21 protein-coding genes are annotated in these 24,145 nt (G+C 67.6%); 5 read left to right on the top strand and 16 right to left on the bottom strand.

Annotated features, from left to right (window positions below; all coding sequences use genetic code 11):
* Window positions 1-4 precede the first annotated feature (4 nt).
* The 6 genes from EAX62_RS11940 to mce form a co-directional block, all read right to left on the bottom strand.
* Entirely contained in the window at window positions 5-772 is a 768-nt protein-coding gene (locus tag EAX62_RS11940; RefSeq protein WP_121901949.1) for an alpha/beta fold hydrolase, read from the bottom strand.
* Window positions 769-1,050 carry a hypothetical protein gene (locus EAX62_RS17170; RefSeq protein ID WP_121901948.1) on the bottom strand — a complete coding sequence of 94 codons (282 nt, stop codon included), beginning with the start codon at window positions 1,048-1,050 and terminating at the stop codon, window positions 769-771. Before EAX62_RS17170 ends, EAX62_RS11940 begins: the two co-directional genes overlap by 4 nt.
* A 3-nt stretch (window positions 1,051-1,053) precedes the next feature.
* Window positions 1,054-1,746, bottom strand: coding sequence for an endonuclease NucS (gene nucS / locus EAX62_RS11930; RefSeq protein ID WP_121901947.1), 693 nt, complete (start codon window positions 1,744-1,746; stop codon window positions 1,054-1,056).
* 75 nt (window positions 1,747-1,821) lie between these two features.
* On the bottom strand, window positions 1,822-3,111 hold the full coding sequence (locus EAX62_RS11925; protein ID WP_233557920.1) for an AI-2E family transporter: 1,290 nt from the start codon (window positions 3,109-3,111) through the stop codon (window positions 1,822-1,824).
* Window positions 3,095-4,183 carry a DivIVA domain-containing protein gene (locus EAX62_RS11920; RefSeq protein WP_121901946.1) on the bottom strand — a complete coding sequence of 363 codons (1,089 nt, stop codon included), beginning with the start codon at window positions 4,181-4,183 and terminating at the stop codon, window positions 3,095-3,097. Before EAX62_RS11920 ends, EAX62_RS11925 begins: the two co-directional genes overlap by 17 nt.
* Before the next feature lie 128 nt (window positions 4,184-4,311).
* Window positions 4,312-4,758, bottom strand: a complete 447-nt coding sequence (gene mce, locus EAX62_RS11915) for a methylmalonyl-CoA epimerase (protein WP_233557919.1) — start codon at window positions 4,756-4,758, stop codon at window positions 4,312-4,314.
* A gap of 150 nt (window positions 4,759-4,908) precedes the next feature.
* Between mce and EAX62_RS16915 the strand changes: the two genes are divergently transcribed.
* The gene (locus EAX62_RS16915) at window positions 4,909-5,061 is read left to right on the top strand and encodes a hypothetical protein (protein ID WP_199711272.1); all 153 of its coding nucleotides are present in this window, start codon (window positions 4,909-4,911) and stop codon (window positions 5,059-5,061) included.
* 11 nt (window positions 5,062-5,072) lie between these two features.
* Entirely contained in the window at window positions 5,073-5,609 is a 537-nt protein-coding gene (locus tag EAX62_RS11910; protein ID WP_121901944.1) for a PH domain-containing protein, read from the top strand.
* Window positions 5,610-5,619: 10 nt separating this feature from the next.
* Here the strand turns inward: EAX62_RS11910 and pgm are convergent, their stop codons facing one another.
* Window positions 5,620-7,248: a phosphoglucomutase (alpha-D-glucose-1,6-bisphosphate-dependent) gene (gene pgm, locus EAX62_RS11905; protein ID WP_121901943.1), complete on the bottom strand. Its 1,629-nt coding sequence runs from the start codon at window positions 7,246-7,248 to the stop codon at window positions 5,620-5,622.
* Between the two features lie 92 nt (window positions 7,249-7,340).
* Here pgm and EAX62_RS11900 point away from each other — a divergent pair, with 92 nt between their 5' ends.
* A complete protein-coding gene (locus EAX62_RS11900) occupies window positions 7,341-8,231 on the top strand; it encodes a tetratricopeptide repeat protein (RefSeq protein ID WP_158600661.1) in 891 nt (296 codons plus the stop codon).
* 79 nt (window positions 8,232-8,310) lie between these two features.
* On the opposite strand, the gene EAX62_RS11895 is transcribed toward EAX62_RS11900, so the two are convergent.
* From EAX62_RS11895 to EAX62_RS11875, 5 genes are all read right to left on the bottom strand, one after another.
* On the bottom strand, window positions 8,311-8,628 hold the full coding sequence (locus EAX62_RS11895; protein ID WP_121901941.1) for a DUF4190 domain-containing protein: 318 nt from the start codon (window positions 8,626-8,628) through the stop codon (window positions 8,311-8,313).
* 126 nt (window positions 8,629-8,754) lie between these two features.
* On the bottom strand, window positions 8,755-9,531 hold the full coding sequence (locus EAX62_RS11890; RefSeq protein ID WP_121902148.1) for an NUDIX hydrolase: 777 nt from the start codon (window positions 9,529-9,531) through the stop codon (window positions 8,755-8,757).
* Complete coding sequence (glgB, locus tag EAX62_RS11885; RefSeq protein ID WP_121901940.1) at window positions 9,528-11,432, bottom strand: 1,4-alpha-glucan branching protein GlgB; 1,905 nt, start codon at window positions 11,430-11,432, stop codon at window positions 9,528-9,530. The genes EAX62_RS11890 and glgB overlap by 4 nt, the downstream gene beginning before the upstream one ends.
* Entirely contained in the window at window positions 11,429-12,664 is a 1,236-nt protein-coding gene (locus tag EAX62_RS11880; protein WP_158600660.1) for a phosphotransferase, read from the bottom strand. Before EAX62_RS11880 ends, glgB begins: the two co-directional genes overlap by 4 nt.
* A gap of 17 nt (window positions 12,665-12,681) precedes the next feature.
* Window positions 12,682-14,685, bottom strand: coding sequence for an alpha-1,4-glucan--maltose-1-phosphate maltosyltransferase (locus tag EAX62_RS11875; protein ID WP_121901938.1), 2,004 nt, complete (start codon window positions 14,683-14,685; stop codon window positions 12,682-12,684).
* 60 nt (window positions 14,686-14,745) lie between these two features.
* Here EAX62_RS11875 and glgP point away from each other — a divergent pair, with 60 nt between their 5' ends.
* Window positions 14,746-17,298 (top strand): alpha-glucan family phosphorylase, encoded by a 2,553-nt coding sequence (gene glgP, locus EAX62_RS11870; RefSeq protein WP_121902147.1) that lies wholly within the window; start codon window positions 14,746-14,748, stop codon window positions 17,296-17,298.
* Between the two features lie 41 nt (window positions 17,299-17,339).
* On the top strand, window positions 17,340-18,128 hold the full coding sequence (locus tag EAX62_RS11865; protein ID WP_121901937.1) for an NAD-dependent epimerase/dehydratase family protein: 789 nt from the start codon (window positions 17,340-17,342) through the stop codon (window positions 18,126-18,128).
* Window positions 18,129-18,143: 15 nt separating this feature from the next.
* Here the strand turns inward: EAX62_RS11865 and EAX62_RS11860 are convergent, their stop codons facing one another.
* From EAX62_RS11860 to kdpB, 4 genes are read right to left on the bottom strand one after another with little or no spacing between them, the layout of a single operon-like run.
* Window positions 18,144-18,836 carry a response regulator gene (locus tag EAX62_RS11860; RefSeq protein ID WP_121901936.1) on the bottom strand — a complete coding sequence of 231 codons (693 nt, stop codon included), beginning with the start codon at window positions 18,834-18,836 and terminating at the stop codon, window positions 18,144-18,146.
* Window positions 18,833-21,343 (bottom strand): ATP-binding protein, encoded by a 2,511-nt coding sequence (locus EAX62_RS11855; protein WP_121901935.1) that lies wholly within the window; start codon window positions 21,341-21,343, stop codon window positions 18,833-18,835. Before EAX62_RS11855 ends, EAX62_RS11860 begins: the two co-directional genes overlap by 4 nt.
* Before the next feature lie 4 nt (window positions 21,344-21,347).
* Window positions 21,348-21,956: a potassium-transporting ATPase subunit KdpC gene (gene kdpC / locus EAX62_RS11850; protein WP_121901934.1), complete on the bottom strand. Its 609-nt coding sequence runs from the start codon at window positions 21,954-21,956 to the stop codon at window positions 21,348-21,350.
* A 29-nt stretch (window positions 21,957-21,985) separates the two neighbouring features.
* Window positions 21,986-24,145: a potassium-transporting ATPase subunit KdpB gene (gene kdpB / locus EAX62_RS11845; RefSeq protein WP_121901933.1), complete on the bottom strand. Its 2,160-nt coding sequence runs from the start codon at window positions 24,143-24,145 to the stop codon at window positions 21,986-21,988.

Below are 24,145 nucleotides of genomic sequence, written 5' to 3'. Positions count from 1 at the left end.
CAGGTCAGGCGAGGAACTTTCGCAGGATCTCGGTGAATGCCTGAGGCTCGTCCGCGTGAACCCAGTGGCCGGCGCGCTTCAGCGTCACCGACACCACGCGGGGGAAGAGCCGCCGCATGGCGGGCATGTCCTCGGGCGTCACGTAGTCGGAGCGTCCGCCCACCACCCACCACGTTGGCCCCTCCCACGAAGCGTCCACGGCGGGCCAGCCGGCGACGACGTGCAGGTTGTCGCCCAACAGGTCGAGGTTGGCATTCCAGGCCCAGTGGCCGCCCCGGCGCTTCAGGTTCTGCAGCAGGAAGCCGCGCACCCCGGGATCGGGGACGGCGTCAGCGAGGCGTCGGTCGGCGTCCGAGCGACTCGTGACCGCGGCCAGGTCGAGGTTGCGCATGGCGGAGACCAGGTCCGCGAAGTGGGACGTGGCCTCGTTGTGGGTGGGGGCGGTGTCCACCACCATGAGGCGCGACACCAGTTCAGGGTGGCGCAGAGCGAGCCGCATCCCGACCTTGCCCCCCAGCGAATGCCCCACCACGGTGGCGGGTCCGGGCACCGTGACGCGCAGCCAGTCGGCCACCAGGTCCGCCTGCTGGTCCAGTGTGAAGTCAACGGTCCAGGGCGAGCGGCCGTGGTTGGGCTGGTCCACCAGCCAACTGGTGGCGACGTCACTGATGGCTGTGGCGATGCTCGTGAAGTTCTTGCCCTGGCCGAAGAGGCCGTGGATGAAGACGATCCGCTCGGGGCCCTTGCCGACGACGATGTGGTGCAGGCTCATGCGATCAGCCGCCAGCAGTGCCGGTGCCAGTGGCGTCGCTGCTCCGTGCCGGAGTCGAAGCCCATGCCGGGCGTCTCGGGCCACGCCACCACGTGGGCCATCCCGACGGGGATGGTGTTGTGGCACCCGGGGCAGGTGTAGGGCTTGCTGGCTCGGTCGGCGGGCACGTCGCGCACGAGGAAGCGCCCACCGCTGGTGCTGCGCGAACTGGCGTGTCGGGATGCGTCGAGGGGGCGCGGGGCGCGCAGGTGTTTGCTGGGACGGCGACTGGTGGGCATCTCCTAGAAGAGCCTTTCGTCGGCGTTGTCCATGCCGCGCAGCAGGTCGTAGTCGATGACTCGGCAGGAGATGCCGCGGTCCGCGGCCAGCGTGGCGGCCTGGGGCTTGATCTGCTGGGCGGCGAACACACCACGCACGGGGGCCAGCTGGGGGTCCCTGTTCATGAGGTCGAGGTAGCGGGTCAGTTGCTCCACGCCGTCGATGTCGCCGCGCCGCTTCACCTCCACGGCCACGTGGCCGCCCGTGTGGTCGCGCAGGAGCAGGTCCACGGGTCCGATGGGCGTGTAGTACTCACGCTTGACGAGTTGCCAGCCGGCGCCGAAGGTGGAGGGGTGCTCCGCCAGCAGGGCCTGGAGGTGCGCCTCGACGCCGTCCTTCTGCAGCCCTGGGTCCACGCCGAACGTGTGGTCGCTGTCGAGAAACACCTCGCCGATCCGGATCACGAGTGTGTCGCCCTCCTTGGAGCGCACCTGCCAGAGCTGGGTGACACCCAGCTCCGCGGCTTCCTCGTCCGCCTCGGAGATCTCGAGCCGGCACGGCGCGCTCATCCAGTTGAGGGGTTTGTAGGCCCGGTCGTCGGCATGCACCGACACGGAACCGTCCGCCTTCACGATGATGAGACGCTTTGACATGGGCAGGTGGGCCGTCAACCGTCCCGCGTAGTCCACCTGACATTCCGCAATCACCAAACGCACGCCAGCCAATCTAGCAAAGACCACGGGATATCCCGCGAATTGCCCTGCGGGACTGGCTGACCGGGGTGTGGGTGGCTAGGTGGCGTCGAGGTGCGGCTGCACCACCTCGCGGTAGAGCAGCAGGATGGCCGCGGCGGTGGGGATCGCGATGACGGCGCCGATGATGCCCAGCAGCGCACCGCCGATGATGGCGGACAGGATCACCAGAACCCCGGGAACCTTCACGGTGCGCTTCAGGATGTTGGGGTACAGCACGTAGGCGTCGAACTGCTGGTAGACGAGGAAGTAGATGATCGTGACGATGCCCAGCGTCGGGCTGGTGGCGAAGGCGACGATTGCCACCGCCACCATGGCCAGCGACGAGCCGATGATGGGGATGAAGCAGAACAGTGCCACCACGAACGCCAGGGCCAGCGAGTATTGCCCGAGCCCTGCGATGTTCATGTAGATGAACGAGGCCACCGAGGCCACCGTCACGATGAAGAACATCCCCGTGATGTAGCCGGAGACGCCGGAGAAGATCTCATCGGCCAGGTACCGTGCCCGCGGCCGACGGCTGGCGGGTGCCAGGTGGTAGATGATCTCCTTGATGGAGGGCAGGGACGCCAGGAAGTAGATGGTCAGCACCAGGGTCATGATCACGGAGAAGACCACGTTGGCAAGGATGCGACCCGCACCCCAGATCCCGCCGAAGAGGTTCTGCAGCAGCGTGCCCGAGGTGAGGAACGACCGCACCCTGTCGATGATCTTGAACTCCTGGTCCCAATCAGCGATCTGCCGGTTCTGTCGCAGGTTGTCGAGGAGGGCGGGCAGGTTCCTGACGAGCGACTGGGCCTGTTCGGTGAGGATCGGGACCAGGGCCGTGAAACCCAGCGCGATGATGCCGATCGCAGACACCGTGACGATGAACACCGCCAGGCCGCGAGGCACCCGACGGCGCGCCAGGAAGTCCACGACGGGGCTCAGGCCGAGCGCCAGGAACAGTCCCAGCACCACGAGGATCAGGATGCTCTGAACCTGCATGACAGCCGAGGCCAGGCCCAGGGCCACGAGAACGCCGATGGCGCCATAGAAGCCCATGGCGAAGGGTGAGTGTTTCAGCAACTTTGATTCACTGCTGACCGCCGTGGGCGGCACGGGGGCGATGGGCTCGATGGGCACGGGCGTCAGCAGCGTTTGCGCCCCCCGGCGCGCATCACCGAAGACGCGACCGACGAGCCGCTTGAGCCGACGTCGGTCGCGAGCGGAGCCCCCCGTCATCTCCGTCTCGTCGATCTGTGACAGGGTCGCGGCCACGTTGATCGCGCCGTCCGGCGCACCCTCGTTCCCGAGGGGGGACCCAGTGGGCTCAGCGGGATTCGTCACCGACGTCCTCACCGCCGCGGGTGATGACCATGGTCTCCTCGGCCTCCGGGACCGCCTCGTCGGCGATGCCCCGCAGGTTCTGCATCGACGCCACCATGGCCATCCTCCGCGCCGTCAGGGCGGCGATTTCGCGCTCCAGTTGTTCCTTGCGCCACGCAACCTGCTCCTCGAGCCGTGTCTCGTCCTCGCGAAGGCGTGACCGCATCGCCGCCATCGTCTCCTCAGCCTCGCGGGTGGCAGCCAGGCGGGTCTCCTCCGCGGCAGCCACGGCCTGGGAGCGAACCCGCGCGGCCTCCTCGCGCGTCTCGGCCAGGAGCGCCGTGGAGCGCTCATGGTTCGCGGTGGCTGCGGCCAACTGCTCGGTGATGGACTGCTGGGTGGCGCGCGCACTCTCCAGAGCCTGCGCCAGCGTCTTCTCGGCCTGTTGCTGGGATTCCAGCAGCACCTGTGAGGCCCGTACCTCGGCGGACTGGAGGCGACTGGCTGCCTCCGCCATGGACGTCTCCTGCAGAGCCCTGGCCCGTGCGGCCGCCTCGTCGAGGATGTGCTGCGCGGCGGCAGATGCCTCGGACGCGGCCAGTTGGGCATCCGCCCGCGCGGAGGCGAGGGCTGCCTCCCCGGCTTCCGCCTGTTCCTGGCGGAGCTTTCGTAGTCCGGAGAGCCCGCTGATCCTGACGTCGTCGGCCTCGCGTTGGGCTGACTCGCGCAGTGCCGCGGCACTGCGCCGCCCCTCGTTGCGGATCCGGTCCGCCTCGGTCTCGCCCTGGCGGACGAGTTCAGCGGCCTGCTCCTCGGCGGCGTGCAGCAGCTGTTTGGCGTGTGCGCCCAGCCTCGTGAAGTCCGTGGTGCCGGACTCGACACGGACGTGCGCCATTTCCTTGGTGCGCTCCCGCATCTGCACCTTCAGTTGGAGGACCTGCTGCTCCATCTCGCGGACGTAGCCGTCGACGGCCTGCCGGTCGTAGCCCAGCATGGAATGCGGGAAGTTGCCGGCTGCCGAGGCCCTCTCGTCGAAGAGGTTGAGACCCGTCAAGGAGTCTTCGCTGTCCCAGTCATCGCGTGGATTCGTCACCAATGTCCCCTTCTACGGAAGCAGTCCCGTCGCCGTGCCTGCCAATCGAGCCTATCGTCTGGGGACGCCAGAATGGGGGCAGGGCGACACGCGTCGCCCTGCCCCCGGATGTTGGGTGGGTGCAGTCGTCAGTGGGCTGCGTCCGTTGCCGGCTCCACGAGCTCCAGGAGCACACCACGCGCGTCCTTGGGGTGCACGAAGTTGATGCGGCTGCCAGCGGTGCCGCGCTTGGGCTCGGGGAAGAGCAGGCGCATGCCGCGCTCGCGCAGCACCCGGCTGGCCTCGTCGATGTCGCGCACGCGGTACGCCAGCTGCTGGATGCCGGGGCCGCTCTTGCCGAGGAACTTGCCGATGGCGGAATCGTCGCGCAGCGGTGCCAGGAGCTGGATCTTCGCGTTCTCCTCGCCCTGTTCGCCGGTGCCGAGCATGGCCTCGGCCACGCCCTGCTCCTCGTTGATCTCGCGATGGAGTTCGCGCCAGCCGAAGACCTCAGCGTGGAACTTGATGGCCTCGTCCAGGTCCGGGACGGCGAGGCCGACGTGGTCGATGCAGATGAAGAGATCAGTGTTGTCCATGACTCCCAGCATTCCACAAGGCATCCGGAGCTCCCCGTGCGGGGTGGGATTGTTGGGCGCTCCCGGCGCGTTGCCGCGCACCCCGGACCAACCTTCGGGCAGACTGTCACGTGGCGCCGTGCCGCAAACGCTTTTTCAAGGAGGCAGAGGATGGGCTGGATCAAGAAGATCCTCATCGTGTTGGTTGCTGCCTTCGTGGTGTTCTACCTGTTCACACGCCCCGAAGCGGCGGCTGAGGCGGTCAAAACCTTCTTCAGCGCCTTCGAGTCCATCGGGACCTTCTTCACCACCCTGGTCGAATAGGCAGAGCCACCGTGGGCTTCATCAGCCGGCTGCTTGAACCCGACGCCCATCGTCACCTCATTGACGAGGAGGGCGAGGTCGTGGTGGAAGAGGTGCACAAGCACTGGGCCGCCACCTTCTGGTGGTACGTCCTCATGTCGCTGAGCATTCCGCTGTTCATCAGCATGGTCTGGGCGGGGGACTTCTTCTGGTTGCCGCTGGCCGCTGGTCTCGTGTTGTTGGTCGTGTCGATGTGGAAGTGCCACGTCGCCTACATGGATCGCTTCGTGATCACCAACATGCGGGTGTTCAGGATCCACGGCATCTTCAACCAGAACCTGGCGACGGTTCCACTGGCACGGATCCTCGACATCTCCATGACGCAGACCCTGGCGGGGCAGCTGTGCGGCTACGGGCACTTCATCTTCGAGTCTGCTGCGCAGGACCAGGGCCTGAAAATCATCCGCTACGTGGGGGATCCCACTGAGCGGGATCTCATCATCCAGCGCACAATCTCGAGGGCGGGCCTGCGGGGCAACGTACCCCACCCGGTCCGGCCCGCCCCCTGAGGACCGACGATCAGCCCAGTGCGCGGTCCACGAGTGCCTTGGCCTGCTCCTGCACCTGCGCGAGGTGCCCTGCATCCTTGAGGGACTCGGCGTAGATCTTGTACTTGTCCTCCGTGCCCGAGGGCCTGGCTGCGAACCACGCGCTGTTCGTGGTCACCTTCACCCCACCTATGGCTGCACCATTGCCGGGTGCCTCCGTCAGGATGGACGTGATGGGTTCCCCCGCCAGTTCCGTGGCGCTCACGTCGCTGGCGCCGAGCTTGGACAGGCGTGCCTTCTGCGCGCGGCTGGCCTCGGCGTCGATGCGGGCGTAGTAGGACTTGCCGAACTCCGCCTCCAGCGCGGCATAGTGCTGGCTGGGTGAGGTGCCGGTGACGGCGAGGATCTCGCTGGCCAGCAGGGCCAGGAGGATGCCGTCCTTGTCAGTGGTCCACGTCCGTCCCGAATGCTCAAGGAAGGAGGCGCCTGCGGACTCCTCGCCGCCGAAGCCGAGGGAACCCTCCGTCAGTCCGGGGACGAACCACTTGAATCCCACGGGTACCTCCACGAGGCGACGCCCCAGCTTGTCGGACACCCTGTCGATCAGCGACGAGGACACCAGTGTCTTGCCGATGCCCGCATCCGCTGACCACTGGCTCCGGTGCCCGAAGAGGTACTGGATCGCCACAGCCAGGAACGCGTTGGGGTTCATGAGGCCGGCGTCCGGAGTGACGATTCCGTGGCGGTCGGAGTCCGCGTCATTGCCAGTGGAGATGTCGAAGCTGCTGCGGTTCGCGATCAGCGAGGCCATTGCGTCGGGCGAGGAGCAGTCCATGCGGATCTTGCCGTCGGTGTCCAACGTCATGAACCGCCACGTCGGATCCACGGTGGGGTTGATGACGCTCAGGTCCATACCGGTGGTCTCGGCCAGGTGTGCCCAGTACTGCACGGAGGCGCCGCCCAGTGGGTCGGCACCGATGTGCAGACCGGATGCCGCGATGGCGTCGATGTCAAGGACACTCGTCAGCTCGGCGCAGTAGGGGGTCTTGTAGTCGTAGCGCTCAACGTCGGCGGCGATGGCCTCGTAGGACCGGCGGCGGATGGCCCGCGGGTCGGCCATGAGGGCGTTGGCGCGGCCCGCGATCCAGCTGGTGGCGTCGGTGTCGGCCGGGCCTCCCGTGGGTGGGTTGTACTTGAATCCGCCGTCGCGCGGCGGGTTGTGGGACGGCGTCACCACGATGCCGTCGGCGTGGGGGCCACCCGCCTCGCGGTTGTGGCGGATGATGGCGCGCGACACCGCCGGGGTGGGTGTGTACTCATCCTCCCGCTCGGCGCGGACAGCGACCCCGTTGGCGACCAGGACCTCGATGGCGGTGCGCCAGGCGGGTTCCGAGAGGGCGTGGGTGTCCTTGCCGATGAACAGCGGGCCGGCGGTGCCCTGCTGGGCGCGGTACTCGACGATGGCCTGGGTGGTGGCGGCGATATGGAGGTCGTTGAACGCGGTGTCCAGACTGGAGCCACGATGTCCGGAGGTGCCGAAGACCACCTGCTGGTCCGGATTCGTCGGGTCGGGCGTCAGGTCGTGGTACGCCGCGAGGAGGGCGTCGACGTCGACGAGGTCGGATTCTTGTGCCGGAGTTCCGGCGCGCGGGTGAGCCATGCGCCCATCCTTCCACCACCCCGGTCCCGCTGCACAGAGTTTGGTGCGTGGGGGGTTTGAAGCAGCGGGCCCGGGCGGCCAAGATGGGGACCATGACTGATCCGAACTTCTCGCGGCCGGGCGCCGTGGACCTCTCCTCCTTGGCAGCACCGACCCTCCCGACCGCCGGCGGGTACGTGGTGGAGGTGGGGGAACCGGACTTCCAGGACCTCGCGAGTCTCTCGACGAAGCATCCCGTGATCGTGGAGTTCCATTCGGCCCGTGACACCTCAGGGCCCGCCCTGTCGCAGGCGCTCGCGGAACTCGTGAACGCAGGGGCGGGGCGGTACCTTCTGGCACGCGTCGACGTCGATGCCGAGCCCCGCCTCGCGCAGGCGCTGCAGGTGTCCGCCGTCCCCACGGTCGTGGCCCTCATTGGCGGCCAGTTGGCGCCGCTGTTCCAGGGCACGCGATCACGGGAGGAGATCGCTGCGGTTCTCGATCAGGTGGCGCAGCTGGCTGTGGCCAACGGCATCACCGGCCGCGCCACCGCTGTCGCCACGGGGGAGCAGGAGGCGGCGGAGGCCCCCGTCGATCCCCGCTTCGAGGCAGCCGACGCGGCCCTGCAGGCCGGTGACTACGCGCTGGCCGTCGGGGAGTTCGACACGTTGCTCGCGGCCACACCCCACGACCCCGAGGTGGTGGCCGGTCGCGCGCAGGCCGGGCTGCTGCAGCGCAGCACCGAGTTCGACCCTGCGGCCGTGGTGGCCGCTGCGTCGGCCCGACCCGACGACGTGGCCGCGCAGCTCAACGCCGCTGACCTGGAGGTCATCCAGGGCGCCACGGAGCAGGCCTTTGACCGTCTTCTGCAGCTGGCGGCCGAGGTGGGTCCCGACGAGAAGGAGATCATCCGCCTGCGGATCCTTGAACTCTTCGAGGTCGTGGGTCGCACCGACGCAACCGTGCTGAAGGCACGCCGGCGCCTGTCCACCGTTCTTTTCTGACGGGCAGGGCATGACAGACGGGCCGACCCCTGGAGGGGGTCGGCCCGTCTGCTGGCGCTGAAAGGCGCGGTGCCTGCGATCAGGCGTTCACGGAAGCCATCAGCGACACGAAAGCGATGATGTAGATGATGATCCCGACGATCCAGAGGGCGCCCAGAACAGTGCCGATCCAGCCGGTGATCTTGCCGACCTTGGCGTCGCCGCCCAGCTCCTCGGCGCGCTTGGCCTTGATGATGGCCAGCGGGCCCAGGATGATGCCCACGGCGAAGAGCGAGATGATGCCGAGGATCATGGACGTCTGGGCCAGCTGCTGACCGCGCATCTGGTCGGGGCTGCCCTGGGGGTAGTTGGGCTGGTAGCCGCCCGGCTGCTGGGGCGCGTTGTACTGCTGGGACATGGGGGTCTCCTGGAGAAAGGCCGAAAAGTCGATGGGGGCGCGCGTGCGCCCGGGTAGCATCCTAGGCCCACGAGACTTGTCAGGATGCTCCGGCAGCGGTGTGTCGTTCCCCGGTTCCCTCACGGATCAGAGGGGACGGCCGTCCTCGGTCATGCCGGTCCAACCGCTCAGCAGCAGCCGTATGCGTCGGGCCGAGAGTTCGGTGACGTGCTCATCGAGGTCCTCAGGGGCCACCCAGTGCACGGCCGCCAGTTCGCGGGGGTCCGTGACGGTGATCCCCGCGGCGACGTCGTCGGTCATCGTGCCGCCGTCGAAGATGAACTCGATGGCATCCGACCACCCCAGGTACGGCGGCATCCAGTCGATGAGCGCCGCGTTGCCGAAGGTGACGGCCAACCCGATCTCCTCCATCACCTCGCGCTCGGCACCCACGCGGGGCGACTCGCCCGCCTCGACGATCCCGCCGGGGAGTTCCCAGTCCTCCTTGTAGCGGGTCTCGGTCAGCAGTACCCGCCCCCGGCTGTCGCGGAACACGGCGTGGCCGATCATGCGTTTCATGGGGAGCACCGAGTCCATGACACCGGAGAACCCCTGCGGGCCGTAGACGGGGTCGATGGCGAGCCGGGCATAGATGAGGACGTCGACGAGGTCGTCATTGCCGACACGCTGCGCGGAGCGCAGCCGGCCCTCCAGCCGGAAACCGCAGCGCTGGAGAGCACGTCGGGCCACGACGTCGTTGGCAGGTAGGTCCACCTGCAGACGACGCAACTCGTGCGCGATGATGGCGTCGTCTGCGGCCATGCTCACGGCGGCCTCGAGGGTCTCCGAGTCGACACGCTGCTCCTGCCAACGCAGCATGCCGACGTCACCGGTGATTTCGACCTGGACGCTGAACTCGCTCACGGTGTGGCGGGGCCCGCCTGCCGACGAAGCCACACGGCGCCCAGCGGGGGAACCGTCACGTTGGTCTGCGCGGGGAAGTGGCCCCACGGCTGCTCGCGTGCCGTGACCTGTCCCAGGTTCCCGAACTCGCCACTGCCGTCGTAGACGGCCGAGTCGGTGTTGAGGATCTCTTCCCAGACTCCGGCCTCCGGAAGCCCAATCGGCAGGTCCGTGAGCGGTTCCGGGGAGAAGTTCGTGATGCAGGCCACGTGGTTGCCGGCCTCGTCGTGGCGCACCCAGCTGAGCGTGTTGCGCTCCGCGTCGTCACCCCGGATCCAGGTGAACCCCTCGGGGGAGTTGTCCAGCTCGAAGAGGGGGGCATTGGCGCGGTAGAGGGCGTTGAGGTCCCGGAACAGCTGCTGGAGGCCGCGGTGGCCCCACAGGTCGCTGACCCACCACTCGAGGCCGGTGGCCTCGTTGAACTCGGGACGGGACCCGAACTCGCTGCCCATGAAGATCAGCTGCTTGCCGGGGAAGCTCCACATGAAGGAGTAGAAGGCGCGCAGCGTGGCGAATTTGCGCCAGTCATCCTGCGGCACCTTCTGCATCATCGACCCCTTGCCGTGCACGACCTCGTCATGGCTGATGGGCAGGATGAAGTTCTCCGAGTAGGCATACACCATGGCGAAGGTGATGAGGTTGTGTTCGTACTGGCGGTAGACGGGGTCCAGCTCCAGGTAGCGCAGCGAATCGTTCATCCACCCCATGTTCCACTTGAACCCGAAGCCGAGGCCGCCCTCGTGGACAGGTTTGGTGACGCCCGGGAAGCTGGTGGACTCCTCGGCGATCATGAGGACGCCGGGGTGGCGCTCGTAGAGGTGCAGGTTGACCCAGCGCAGGAAGTCGATGGCCTCGAGGTTCTCGCGGCCGCCGTACTCGTTGGGCACCCACTCGCCCTCCTCGCGGGAGTAGTCGAGGTACAGCATGGAGGCGACGGCATCCACGCGCAGCCCGTCGATGTGGAACTCGTTGATCCAGTACAGCGCGTTGGAGACGAGGAAGCTCTTCACCTCGTTGCGGCCGTAGTTGAAGATGTAGGTGCCCCAGTCGCGGTGCTCTCCCTGCCTGGGGTCGGCGTGCTCGTAGAGCGCGGTGCCGTCGAAGCGTCCCAGCGCCCAGTCGTCCTTGGGGAAGTGACCCGGAACCCAGTCCAGGATGACGCCGATGCCGGCCTGGTGGAGGCGGTCCACGAGGTAGCGGAAGTCGTCGGGCTTGCCGAACCGGCTCGTGGGGGAGAAGTAGCCGGTCACCTGGTAGCCCCAGGACGGCGCGTACGGATGCTCGGCCACCGGCATCAACTCGACATGCGTGTAGCCCTGCCAGGTGATGTATTCCACCAGTTCGTCGGCGAGCTGCAGGTAGGACTTGCCGGGGCGCCAGCCGCCGAGGTGCAGTTCGTAGACGCTCATGGGCTCGGCGTGGGCGCGGGACTTCTCCCTGCGCGCGATCCACTCGTCGTCGGACCACACGTACTTCGACTCGTAGACAATGCTGGCGTTGGTGGGTGCCTGCTCGCTGAAGCGGGCCATGGGGTCGACCTTCTCGCGCCACGCGCCGTCGACGCCACGGACCCGGAACTTGTAGAGCGCGTCCTCGCCGGCACCGGGGACGAATCCGCCCCACACACCGGTGCCGGGGATGAGCGCGAGGTCATGGGCGTCCCACCCGTTGAAGTCGCCGGTCACCTGGACCTGCTGGGCATTGGGAGCCCAGACGGCGAACCGCACGCCGGAAATGGGGCCGTCCTCACCGTCGACGGTCGCGACGAAACTGCCGAGTCTCTTCCAGAGCTCGGTGTCGCCACCCTGGTGGAAACCCTGGAGGTCGGTGCCGGTCAATCCGCCGAACTGGTCGTAGTTCATCGTGTTTCTCCTGCCAATCGGTTCAGTGAATCTATCGGTACATGGATCAGGTGGGGACGGTTACGACGTTCGTAAATGACTTCGTAGACGGCCTTGTCCGCCTCGAACGCGGCCAGGAGTGCCCGCTCCTGGCCATCAGGCAGGCCGTATCCGGCGAGGAAGGCCTGGCGAGTCCCGGCCAACCAGGCTGCGGTGGCCTCCCCGGCCGCGGCCGCGTAGTCGAAGGACCGCAGCATGCCGGCGACGTCGCGCCACCGGGAGTCGGGCTCGCGTCGCTCCTCCAGTGTCTTCAGCGGTTCGCCCTCGAAGTCCACGTAGCGCCAGTGCCCGGCAGAGAGCAGCACCTGGCCCAGATGGCAGTCGCCGTGGATTCTCTGCGTGGGGAACGTCTCAGGAAGCGCCCCCCAGGTGGATGCGATGGCGTCGCGGTACGGCCCCACCTCGGGTGCCTCTGCCGCGGCGGCCACGAACCGGCGCTCCAGGGTGGCCCGGAGTGCAGGGGCCTGCCGGGATTCGGTCCCCAGCCTCTCGGCGAGCGTCTCGTGCACCGCCGCCAGTGTGGCCCCGAGAGCGTGGGCGTGGTCGTCAAAGCTGCTGCTCCGCCGGGCATGCTCGCACGCCAGGTCGTAGCCATCCTCCGGTTGGGCGAGCGCCTCGGTGATGATGGCGAGGTCCACGTCGCCGTCGCTCCACACCCCGTGGATCTCGGCGACCGACCCGGTGCCCGCCAGCGCACGGTGGAGTTCCACGTCGACGTTGGAGCCCTCCTCGAGGCGTCGGAACACCTTGCACACCAGCGACGTGCCGAAGAACAGGGAGGTGTTGGACTGCTCCCCCGTGAACCGACGGGCCACGAGGCCCGTGGGGATCTCACCGAAGCTCTCGAAACCGGGGGCGCCGTCGCGGAGAAGGTCAAGGAGCAGGGATGCGGCGGCCGGGTCGTCGCACAACTCACCGACGCTGAACTCGGAGCCGTCCACGTCTGCCCGTGCCAGCTCGGGAGCGACTGCCTCTGACACGGGGCGGTAGGTCAACGGTACGTGGTAGCGCTCACGCTCGCCGGAGTCGAACAGCACCTCCAGCACGGCGCTGCGAATACCGACGCCGCTGGAGGCAGGGGTGAGCCAGCGGCCCAGCGTCACGCCCTCGGGGCGCCCGCCGCGCGAGCGGCCGGCGAACCAGCGAGCACCCTGGGCGAGCTGCCACAGGGCCGGCAGGAGGCTCTCCGGCATGTGTGTCGTTGTCCCCATCAGGTGCTCAGGTGGACGATGTGGGCGGGCTGCCCCGGGTACAGGCGCACGTAGTTCCGCTCACCCCAGGTGAACTCCTGCCCCGTCAATTCGTCGATGGCCCGGATGCCCTTGCCGCTCTGGAACCCCAGCGCCTCGAAGTCGATGTAGAGGTCCGACTCCACGGTGTTGTCGGGGTCCAGGGACGTCACCACCAGCACGGTGTCGTCGCCGTCCTGCTTCGAGAACGCGATGATCCCGTCGTGCGGGACGTGGTGGAAGGTGATGTTGCGCAGTTGCTGCAGCGCCGGGTGGCGGTCTCGGATGGCGTTCAGCTGGCCGATGAGCATGTTGAGGTTGGGTGACGCGTTGTAGTCGCGTGGCCTGTACTGGAACTTCTCGGAGTCCAGGTACTCCTCGCGACCTGCGGCCAGTGCCTCGTGCTCGAACAGTTCGAAGCCCGAGTACACGCCCCAGGTGGGGGACATTGTCGCGGCCAGAATGGCGCGGATGGCGAAGATGGCCGGGTTGCCGGACTGCAGGTGGAGGGGGTTGATGTCCGGGGTGTTGACGAAGAAATTGGGACGGTAGAACGCAGGGGTGTCATGGGCAAGTTCCGTGAGGTACTCGGTGAGCTCCCACTTCTCCACCCGCCACGTGAAGTACGTGTAGGACTGCTGGAAGCCGACCTTGCCGAGTGCGCCCATCATGGCCGGCCGGGTGAAGGCTTCTGCGAGGAAGATGATCTCCGGATTCGTCTCGTGCACCCGCTCCAACAGCCAGTCCCAGAATTCGACGGGCTTGGTGTGCGGATTGTCCACGCGGAAAATCGACACCCCTCGGTCGATCCAGAAGTGCACGATCCGCAGCACCTCGTGGTAGATCCCCTCCGGGTCGTTGTCGAAGTTGATGGGATAGATGTCCTGGTACTTCTTCGGGGGGTTCTCCGCGTAGGCGATGGTCCCGTCCAGCCGCGTCGTGAACCACTCCGGATGCTCGGTCACCCACGGGTGGTCAGGGGAGGCCTGCAGTGCCAGGTCCAGGGCAACCTCGAGGCCCAGCGATCGGGCCTTGTCCACGAAGCGACCGAAGGACTCCAGGTCCCCGAGGTCGGGATGGATGGCGTCGTGCCCGCCGTCTGGGGAACCGATGGCCCACGGGGAACCCGGATCGCCCTCGGCCGGGGTGAGCGTGTTGTTGGGACCCTTGCGGAACGCGATGCCGATGGGGTGGATGGGGGGCAGGTAGACCACGTTGAATCCCATGGCGGCCGCTGCCTCGAGGCGCTCGTGCGAGGAGTCGAAGGTTCCGGAATGCCAGGCGCCGGTCTCGTCCTGCCACGCACCCTGGGAGCGGGGGAAGAACTCGTACCAGGAGGAGAAGAGCGCGCGTCGACGCTCCACGCGCACCGGGTACTCCTTGGTTCCCGTCACCAGTTCACGGGGTCCGAAGCGTGCCATGGCGCGCTCCACGGGGCGGGAACAAATGAGGTCCAGCAGTTCCTCTGCGGGCGTCTCGGGACGCAGGGCGTCGATGACGGCCTCGAGCAGGTGGGCGGCGCTGGTGACGCGCTGTTGGGTGGCGTTGGTGGCGGCGCGGCCGATGACCTCGCGCCCCTCCTGGCAGATGAGGTCGAGGTCCATGCTCAGTGGCAACTTCGCCTCGGCGTTGTGCTGCCAGGTGGCCCAGGGGTCGGACCAGCCCTCGACCCGGTACGTCCAGTCACCCTCGGTGGCCATGCGGATGCTGGCCTCCCACGAGTCCAGCCCCTCGGGGCCCACGGGATGCATGTCAATGCGGCGCTGCGTTCCGTGCGGGGCCGTCAGGATCACCGACGCCTTGACGGCGTCGTGGCCCTCACGAAAGACCGTGGCGCTCACCTGAAGGCGCTCGTGCGCGACCGCCTTCACGGGGTAGGCGCCATCGGAGATGACGGGGTGGACGTCGCTCACAGGAATGCGACCAAAGCCGCCGGGCGTGCGGTGCAGTCGCGACGGGCGGGGCGTAGTGGGCAGAGAGTTCACACGATCACCCTATCGGGCCTCGATTCTGTCCCGCGGGAACGACAGGGTAGTTTGTGGCGCGTGCGTGCATATCGTCGTTTCACCGTTCAGCCGGTGCTCCCCGAAAAGATCCATTCCCTTGAGGCCCTGGCCCACAACCTTCGCTGGTCGTGGCATCAGCCCTCACGGGACCTGTTCCGTGCCATCGACCCCCAGCTCTGGGATTCGGTCGGCGAGGACCCCGTCAAGCTCCTGACGGCCGTGTCCGCGGAGCGCATGCAGCAGCTCGCGGCGGACAAGGTGTTCGTCCGCCGGGTGGAGCTCCTGCACGATGACCTCCAGAACTACCTGACGGCGGACCTCTGGTTCCAGAACCACGCCGCCAAGGGCGAGGACGTCCCCTCAGCCATCGGATACTTCTCCGCCGAGTTCGGTGTCTCCCAGACGCTGCCCCAGTACTCCGGTGGCCTCGGCATCCTCGCCGGCGATCACCTGAAGGCGGCCTCCGACCTGGGCCTGCCGCTCGTGGGGATCGGGTTGCTGTACCGACACGGCTACTTCCGCCAGTCACTGAACGCGGCCGGTTGGCAGCAGGAGCGCTACCCCGTGCTGTCCTCCAACGACCTGCCCGTGCGTCGTCTCACTGACGATGCCGGTGAGCCGCTCACCATCACGGTGGACGTTTCCGGCCGTGAGGTCAAGGCGTGGATCTGGGTGGCGTCCGTGGGCCGCATCCCGCTGCTGATGCTCGACACGGACCGCGTGGACAATGACCCCGAGGCCCGCAACATCACCGACCGCCTCTACGGCGGCGGCACCGAGCACCGACTTGCCCAGGAGGTGCTGCTGGGCATCGGTGGCGTCCGTGCACTGCGCGAGTACTGCCGTGTCACGGGCCACGCCAAGCCCGATGTCTACCACTGCAACGAGGGCCACGCAGGCTTCCTCGGATTCGAGCGCATCCGCGAGTACCTGGCCGAGGGTCACGACCTCAACTGCGCCATCGAACTGACGCGCGCCGGCACCGTCTTCACCACCCACACCCCGGTCCCTGCCGGCATCGACCGTTTCGACCGGTCCCTCATCGAGCGCCAGTTCGCCCACTTCTGCTCGGGGCTGCCGCTGCAGCGCATCCTCGACTTCGGCACCGAGACCTACGCCGGCGGTGACCACAGCAGGTTCAACATGGCCGTCCTCGGCTTGCGCCTCGGTCAGCGCGCCAATGGCGTGTCCAAGCTGCACGGGGCCGTCTCCCGTGAAATGTTCAACGGCCTGTGGCCCGACTTCGACGAGACCGAGGTGCCGATCACGTCGGTCACCAACGGCGTCCACCACCGCACCTGGATCCATCCGGAACTGCTGGAGATCCTCGAGGCGCACACGGACGACTCGGACACGGTCATCGACGGCTACGACTGGTCGGCCATCCAGCGCGTCGACGATGACACTTTGTGGAGCCTGAAGCGTCAGCTCCGCGCCTCCATGATCCACATGGCCCGCGCCCGCCTCTCCGAGTCCTGCAAGGTGCGTGGCCTGCCCGACGACTGGACCGCTGACGCCCTGAACCCGCGCGTCCTGACGCTCGGCTTCGCCCGCCGTGGCGCGTCCTACAAGCGCCTCACACTGATGCTCACGGATCCCGAGCGGCTCAAGCGTCTGCTCAACCACCCGCAGACACCCATCCAGATCATCATCGCCGGCAAGGCGCACCCCGCCGACAACATCGGCAAGTCGCTCATCCAGCAGATGGTGCAGTTCTCCGACCAGCCCGACGTCCGCGGCAAGCTCGTGTTCCTCCCGGACTACGACATGTCGATGGCCCGCCCGCTGTACCCCGGCTGCGACGTGTGGGTGAACAACCCGCTTCGCCCCTACGAGGCCTGCGGCACCTCCGGCATGAAGGCGTCGCTGAACGGCGCCGCCAACCTCTCCATCAAGGACGGCTGGTGGGACGAGCTGTACGCCCCCGAGTTCGGCTGGGAGATCCCCTCCCTGGAGGGCATCACTGATCAGGTGGAGCGCGACGCCGCCGAGGCCGAGTACTTCTACAGCATCATCGAGAACGAGATCATCCCGAAGTTCTACACGCTGGACACCCACGGGAACCCGCTGGCGTGGCTCAAGATGATGCGCGACACCATCAGCGACCTCGGCCCGGAGGTCCTGGCCTCGCGCATGGTGCGCGACTACGTCACCCAGATGTATGCGCCGGCCGCGCTGTCCTCCGCTGCTCTGGTGGACGACTCCCAGGCCAACGCCCTGGCCGTGTGGAAGGAGCGCATCCGCCGCGACTGGGATTCCCTGCACGTCGTCGCACTCGACACGAACGTGACGGGGCGGGTGGCCGCGGGTGACCAACTCGAGGTCACCGTCGATGTGCGACTCGGTGACCTGTCGGCCTCCGACGTCGCCGTCCAGCTCATCTTCGGTGACGTCGACAACGAGGACAAGCTCCACAACATCCGCAAGTACGCAACCACCCCCGCCCTGGAGGCTGACGGCGTCACGCGGTTCGAGGCCAGCATCCCGGCCAGGTACTCCGGACAGATCGGCCTGCTCGCGCGCGCCGTCCCGTCCCACCCGTTGCTGGCCAGTGACTCCGAGATGGGTCTGGCCGCGGTGGTCACCGGCTGAATCCGTTGACCCTGCCCCCCTGCAGGGTCAACGATGGGGACATGGTTTCCCCACAACGACGCAAGGTGCTCCTCACGGGAGCCACAGGTGGAATCGGCCAGTTGCTCGAGAAGCGGCTGGCCGATTCCTATGAGCTTGTCCTGCACGGCCGCACGCCGCGCACGGACATCGAGAAACAACAACTGCGGAGGGCTGACCTCGCGAACTTCGACGAGGTCGTGGAGCTCATGGACGGCGTGGACACCGTCCTGCACCTGGCAGGGGCCGCATCACCCACCTCGGAGTGGGATGACGTCCTGGAGGCCAACATCGTCGGCTTTCGCAACACGCTGGAGGCTGCCCGCCTGGCCGGGGTGAGGCGTTTCGTTTTCGCGTCCTCAAACCACGCCATGGGCATGTACGACAGAGATGGCCAGTGGCCCGTCTACCCACACCAACTACCCCGCGGCGACTCCCTCTACGGGGTGTCCAAGATCTTCGGTGAGGCGCTTGGCCGGTTCTACCACGACGAGTACGGCATCGACTTCATCGCCCTGCGCATCGGCTGGTCGGCCGAGGACCCCATGGAGAGGGACGAGGACGTCCTGCACGCCATGTGGCTCAGCGACGACGATGCCGAACAGGTGTTCCGCTGCGCCATCGAAGCCGACGTCGCGTTCGGGCTGTACTACGCCATTTCGGACAACCCCAACCGCCGGTGGGATCTGACCAACACCATGCTGGAGCTCGGATACCGGCCCGCGGACAGCTGGACGGAGGCCTCCGGCCAGAGCGAGGACGTCGTCGAGGGCGGCGAGGAAGCGCCCGGGGACTGGCCGAAGAATTCTTGAGTGGGGATCAGGGCATCAGGCGCCGGTCGTGAGCCGGTAGCCCATCCCAGGTTCCGTGAGCAGGAATCGTGGCCGCGCGGGGTCGGGCTCGATCTTCTTGCGCAGCTGGGAGATGTAGAGGCGCAGGTAGCCGGTGTCGGTGATGTGCTCCGAACCCCAGATGTCGGCCAGGAGGGTGCGTCGCGTGACCAGCTTTCCGGCATTGCGCACCAGCAGGTCCAGGACGGCCCACTCCGTGGGGGTGAGGCGAACGGCAACCTGCCCCTCCGGCGTGGAGCGACTGATGACACGGGCTGCCAGGTCGATGGTGATGTCACCCAGGCGCACTGATGGTGGGGCATCCTCCTGGGGGATGACCCGCCTCGTGAGTGCCCGAATGCGGGCCAGGAGTTCGTCGATGGAGAAGGGTTTGGTCACGTAGTCGTCGGCCCCGGCGTCGAGGGCGTCCACCTTGTCCCCGGCGCCCGTGCGGCCCGACACCACCAGGATGGGGGCCGACGTCCAGCCACGCAGGGCGTGGATGACGTCAAGGCCGTCCAGCTCGGGCATCCCCAGGTCCAGCATGTAGAGATCCGGCCGCGCTTCGATGGCGACGTTGATGGCCTCGGCGCCCGTGGCCGCCGTGACGATCTCGTAGCGCCGGGCCGTGAGGGTGATGCGCAGTGCGCGCAGGATCTGGGGATCGTCGTCGGCGATGAGGATCTTCATGTCTCCTCCACCTCGCCACCGTATCGGCGCGACCCTGCGGCCGCGGGGAGTTCGACCACCATCGTCAGGCCGCCCCCCGGGGTGTCCTCCGCCTCGAGGGTGCCACCCATGCCCTCGGTGAACCCCTTCGACAGGGCAAGGCCAAGGCCCAGCCCCGTGAGGTTGTCCGTGTCCCCCAGGCGTTGGAACGGGACGAACACCTGGTCGCGACGGTCGTGAGCGATGCCCGGGCCCTGGTCCACCACCCGAATCTGGACGGTGTCGGCGAAGCTGCTCGTGGAGATCCGGACACGCTTCTCGGGTGGCGCGAACCGCAGGGCGTTGTCGAGCAGGTTCACCACCACGCGCTGCAGGAGGCCCGCGTCCGCCACCATGGCGGGAAGATCGGGATCCAGGTCCAGTTCCATCTCGGCAGGCCCGAGCTTGAGCTCGTCGAGCGCGGGAAGGATGACGTCCTCGGCGTCCACGGGTGCCAGCGAGACCGCAAGTGCACCGGCCTGCAGGCGGCTGACGTCCAGAAGGCTGGTGACCAGCGTGGACAGCGTGCCCAGGCTCTCGTCGGCCGTGGCGAGGAGGTCGCGACGGTCCTCCTCGCTGAGAGGGACATCAGTGGAGCGCAGGCCCGTGACAGCGGCCGTGGCGGCGGCGAGCGGGCGACGCAGGTCGTGGCTCACGGCCGAGAGCAGGGCGCTGCGCACACGGTCGGTTTCTGCCAGAGGCCCCAGTTCGCGTGCCGTCGCTGAGAGGTCGGTGTACTCCAGGGCCGCGTCGAGTTGGGAGGCGATGACGGCGAGCAGTCGCTGTTCCGAGGACTCCAGGTCCGCCCCGTAGAGCTCGAGGATCCCACGCTCGCCCACGGGAATGTCGACGTGGGGCTCGCCGGGGGTGGGTTCTCCGTCCTGCCGAATGGTGTTGCCGTCCGCCACCAACCGTGCGGCGGTGAGCCCGAACGCCTCGCGCGTGCGCCCCACGAGTGCCTCGATGGCACCCTCACCACGGATGACACTGCCGGAGACAGTGGCAAGGAGTTCCGACTCGGCGGCAGCCCGGTTGGCGACACGGGTGCGCCGCGCAGCCTGGTCCACCACGTAGCTGACCAGCACGGCGTTCACCACGAAGAGCACCAGCGCCAGAGCGTGCAACCCCTTGTCCACCGTAATGGTGTAGATGGGTTCGACGAAGAAGAAGTCCAGGGTCAGACCGGACATGAGGGCCGTGAACAGCGCTGGCCAGATGCCGCCTGTCAGCGCGACGATGACGATGAGGAGTTGGAAGGTCAGGACGTCGCTCGTGATGGAGTCGTCCGACCGGAAGGAGACGAGCAGCCACGTCACCAGCGGCCCCCCGAGCAGGGCCAGCACGAATCCGATGATGCGTCGCCGGATGGACAGGGCGCCGCCGATGCGTGGGAGCCGTAGCCTCCCACCCGCGGCCGAGTGGGTCACGATGTGGACGTCGATGTCGCCGGACTCCCGGATCACCGTCGCCCCGATGCCGGGGCCCGTGAATGCCGCCGTCAGCCGGTTGCGGCGGCTGACGCCGATGACCAGCTGGCTGGCGTTGATGCTGCGGGCGAAGTCGACGAGTGCCCGCGGGACGTCGTCGCCAACGACCTGGTGGTAGGAGCCGCCCAGTTTCTCCACGAGAGCGCGCTGGTGTGCGAGCGACTCCGGGTGGGGGCTGCGCAGGCCATCCTGGCTGACGACGTGCACGGCCACGAGGTCACCACCCGCCGACCGGGCCGCGATGCGCGCCCCCCGGCGGAGCAGCGCCTCGCCCTCGGGCCCACCCGTCAGCGTCACAACCACCCGTTCGCGGGCCTCCCACCGGCTGTCTATGCCGTGCTCCGCGCGGTAGTCCTTGAGCGCGCTGTCCACCTCGTCGGCCAGCCACAGCAGCGCCAACTCGCGCAGGGCGGTGAGGTTGCCGAGGCGGAAGTAGTTGGAGAGTGCGGCGTCGATGCGCTCCGCAGGGTAGACGCGGCCCACGGCGAGGCGGTCGCGCAATGCCTGAGGGGCCAGGTCCACCACCTCAATCTGGTGGGCGGAGCGCAGCACCGCATCGGGAATGGTCTCCCGCTGGGGCACACCGGTAATCTGCTGCACCACGTCATTGAGGGATTCGATGTGCTGGATGTTCACCGTCGACATGACATCGATGCCAGCATCCAGCAGCGTCTCCACGTCCTGCCAGCGCTTCTCGTGCCTGGACCCGGGCGCGTTGGTGTGGGCCAGTTCATCGACGAGCGCGATCTCGGGGCGCCGGGTCAGCACGGCGTCGAGATCCATCTCCGTGAGCGTCACGCCCCGGTGGGTCACCTCGAGCCTGTCCATGATCTCCAGGCCCTCGGTCATGGCGGCGGTGGCCTGGCGTCCGTGCACCTCCACGAACGCCACCACGACGTCTCGACCCTCACCCAGCAGGGTCCGGCCCTCCTCCAGCATCGAATACGTCTTCCCCACGCCGGGCGCGGCGCCGAGCAGTACCCGAAGCCGTCCTCGTCGCATCGCCCTAGCCCTCCAAGCCGTCGAGAGCCACGTTCAGCTCCAGGACATTGACAGTCTCCTCGCCCAGGAACCCGAGGTCTCGTGAGGCAATGCTAGCTTCCACGAGTTCCCGCACCGTGGTCTCCGGCAACGATCGGGCCGCGGCCACCCGTGCGACCTGCAGACGTGCGTACGCCGGGCTGATGTGGGGGTCCAGTCCGGATGACGATGCAGTGACGGCGTCGGGCGGTACGGCGTCCACCTCCACGTCGTTGAAGGCTGCCACCTGCTGCCTGCGCTCCTGAATGGCAGCGATCAGGTCGGGGTTCTCCGGTCCGAGGTTCGAACCGCTGGAGCCTGCACCGTCGTACCCCTCCCCAGCAGCCGATGGGCGGGACTGGAAGTACTCGGGCAGCGGATTCCCGGTGGCGTCCGTGAACGACTGCCCGATCAGTGACGAGCCCACCACGGCGCCTGCCACCTCCACGGTGGAACCGCCGGCACGACCCGGCAGCAGCACGGCGCCGATTCCGGTGACGACCAGGGGGTAGGCCACCCCGAGGACGAGGGTGAGGATGATCATGGCGCGCAGCGCCACGAGGGTGGTGCGCAGGCCGTTGCGGGATGAGGACATGGTGAGAGCTTTCTGTGGAGGAGAGGACGTCAGAAGCCGGGGAGCATGCTGACGACGAGGTCGATGAGCTTGATCCCGATGAACGGGGCGATGACACCACCCACGCCGTAGCGCAGCAGGTTGCGCCCGAGGATCCGTGAGGTGCTGAGCGCTCGGTAGGCGACGCCCTTCAGCGCCAGCGGGATGAGGAAGACAATCACCAGTGCATTGAAGATGATGGCCGCCAGGACCGCCGAGGCGGGGGAGTGCAGACCCATGATGTTGAGGACGCCCAGGCCGGGGAAGATGCCCACGAACATGGCCGGGATGATGGCGAAGTACTTGGCGATGTCGTTCGCGATCGAGAACGTGGTGAGGGCCCCGCGGGTGATGAGCAACTGCTTGCCGATGCGCACGATGTCGATGAGCTTGGTGGGGTCTGAATCGAGGTCCACCATGTTGCCCGCCTCCTTGGCCGCAGAGGTGCCCGTGTTCATGGCCACTCCGACGTCGGCCTGCGCCAGCGCGGGGGCGTCGTTGGTACCGTCGCCGGTCATGGCCACCAGGTTGCCACCGGCCTGCTCCCGTTTGATGAGCTCCATCTTCTGCTCGGGTGTGGCCTCGGCCAGGAAGTCGTCCACGCCGGCCTCGGCCGCGATGGCACGGGCGGTCAGGGGGTTGTCGCCCGTGATCATGACCGTGCGGATGCCCATGGTCCGCAGTTCGGCGAAGCGTTCCTTGAGGCCGTCCTTGACGACGTCCTTCAGATGGACGAGACCGAGGATGCGGCACTCGCCGGACGCGGTGGCCACCGCCACCACCAGGGGGGTCCCGCCCCCCTGCGAGATGGCCTCGACCTCCGCGTCCAGCTGTGCCCTCACGGATCGGTGCAGCGGGGAGAACTGCTCGACCCACACGATGACTGCGGATCCGGCGCCCTTGCGGATGGTGGTTCCTCCGGGTTGGTCGAGACCGCTCATGCGGGTCTGTGCCGTGAAGGGGACGACGTCGCCGGGGGCGCTCTCGCCGACGTCGACGCCGAGGACACGTGCCAGGTCGACGATGGACTTGCCCTCGGGAGTGGGGTCGGCCAGGGAGGACAGTGCGGCCGCCTCCACCAGCTCACCCACGGTGACGCCGTCGAGTGGCACGAACTCCGAGGCGCGCCGGTTGCCGTAGGTGATGGTGCCGGTCTTGTCGAGCAACAGTGTGGTGACGTCCCCGGCTGCCTCCACGGCGCGCCCTGACATGGCCAGGACGTTGTGCTGCACGAGGCGGTCCATGCCTGCGATGCCAATCGCCGAGAGCAGGGCTCCAATGGTGGTGGGGATGAGGCAGACGAGCAGGGCGATGAGGATGGGCAGGGTGACGTCTGCGTTCACCGCGGAGGCGATGGGCCCCAGTGTCAGGGTGACCACGAGGAAGATGATGGACAGGCTGGCCAGCAACACGTTGAGTGCGATCTCGTTGGGGGTCTTCTGGCGGGAGGCACCCTCCACGAGGCTGATCATGCGGTCCACGAACGTCTCGCCCGGCTTGGAGGTGATGCGCACCACGATGCGGTCCGACAGGACTCGGGTGCCGCCGGTGACGGCGCTGCGGTCCCCGCCGGACTCCCGGACCACGGGGGCGGACTCCCCGGTGATGGCCGACTCGTCGATGGAGGCGATGCCCCAGATGATGTCACCGTCGCCGGGGACCAGTTCCCCGGCAACGATCACCACCACGTCACCCAGCTGCAGATCGGCTGATGACATGTCCTCGAGGTCGGATGCACCCGCTGCCGGGTCCTCCGTCTCCTGGTAGTCCGTGACACGCCGGGCGATGGTGCTGGTGCGCGTCTTGCGGAGGCTGTCGGCCTGTGCCTTGCCGCGTCCTTCCGCCACCGACTCGGCCATGTTGGCGAACACCACCGTGAGCCACAGCCAGATGGCGATGCCCCAGGTGAAGGAGCCCGGGATGGCGGTGCCTCCGGAGGTGCCGGGACCACCGACGAAGGGCTCCACGATGGCGAGCAACGTCGTCAGGGCGGCACCCACTTCGACGATGAACATCACGGGGTTGCGCCACATGAGTCGCGGGTCGAGTTTGCGGAAGGCTCCCGGGAGCGCCTCGAGCAAGGACGACGGGCTGAAGGCACCCCGAGAACTGCGCGATGGCGGCGGGGCGGACGACGTCTCAGGTGGTGTTGGTGCGGTGAGGGTGGTCAT

The sequence above is a fragment of the Tessaracoccus antarcticus genome (assembly GCF_003688855.1).
GTDB lineage: Bacteria > Actinomycetota > Actinomycetes > Propionibacteriales > Propionibacteriaceae > Arachnia > Arachnia antarctica.
Note: the sequence above shows the minus strand (reverse complement) of the source record. Positions and strands in the feature narration are given on the sequence as shown.

Bases quoted from the DNA above. Each gene is read 5' to 3' on its own strand.
- EAX62_RS16915 (WP_199711272.1), top strand. From the start codon at position 4,909: ATGGGCTGGATCAAGAAGATCCTCATCGTGTTGGTTGCTGCCTTCGTG.
- EAX62_RS11940 (WP_121901949.1), bottom strand. From the start codon at position 772: ATGAGCCTGCACCACATCGTCGTCGGCAAGGGCCCCGAGCGGATCGTC.
- EAX62_RS11880 (WP_158600660.1), bottom strand. From the start codon at position 12,664: ATGCCGGAGAGCCTCCTGCCGGCCCTGTGGCAGCTCGCCCAGGGTGCT.
- mce (WP_233557919.1), bottom strand. From the start codon at position 4,758: ATGGACAACACTGATCTCTTCATCTGCATCGACCACGTCGGCCTCGCC.
- EAX62_RS11865 (WP_121901937.1), top strand. From the start codon at position 17,340: ATGGTTTCCCCACAACGACGCAAGGTGCTCCTCACGGGAGCCACAGGT.
- EAX62_RS11860 (WP_121901936.1), bottom strand. From the start codon at position 18,836: ATGAAGATCCTCATCGCCGACGACGATCCCCAGATCCTGCGCGCACTG.
- EAX62_RS11855 (WP_121901935.1), bottom strand. From the start codon at position 21,343: ATGCGACGAGGACGGCTTCGGGTACTGCTCGGCGCCGCGCCCGGCGTG.
- glgB (WP_121901940.1), bottom strand. From the start codon at position 11,432: ATGAACTACGACCAGTTCGGCGGATTGACCGGCACCGACCTCCAGGGT.
- EAX62_RS11895 (WP_121901941.1), bottom strand. From the start codon at position 8,628: ATGTCCCAGCAGTACAACGCGCCCCAGCAGCCGGGCGGCTACCAGCCC.
- pgm (WP_121901943.1), bottom strand. From the start codon at position 7,248: ATGGCTCACCCGCGCGCCGGAACTCCGGCACAAGAATCCGACCTCGTC.
- kdpB (WP_121901933.1), bottom strand. From the start codon at position 24,145: ATGACCACCCTCACCGCACCAACACCACCTGAGACGTCGTCCGCCCCG.
- EAX62_RS11900 (WP_158600661.1), top strand. From the start codon at position 7,341: ATGACTGATCCGAACTTCTCGCGGCCGGGCGCCGTGGACCTCTCCTCC.
- kdpC (WP_121901934.1), bottom strand. From the start codon at position 21,956: ATGTCCTCATCCCGCAACGGCCTGCGCACCACCCTCGTGGCGCTGCGC.
- EAX62_RS17170 (WP_121901948.1), bottom strand. From the start codon at position 1,050: ATGCCCACCAGTCGCCGTCCCAGCAAACACCTGCGCGCCCCGCGCCCC.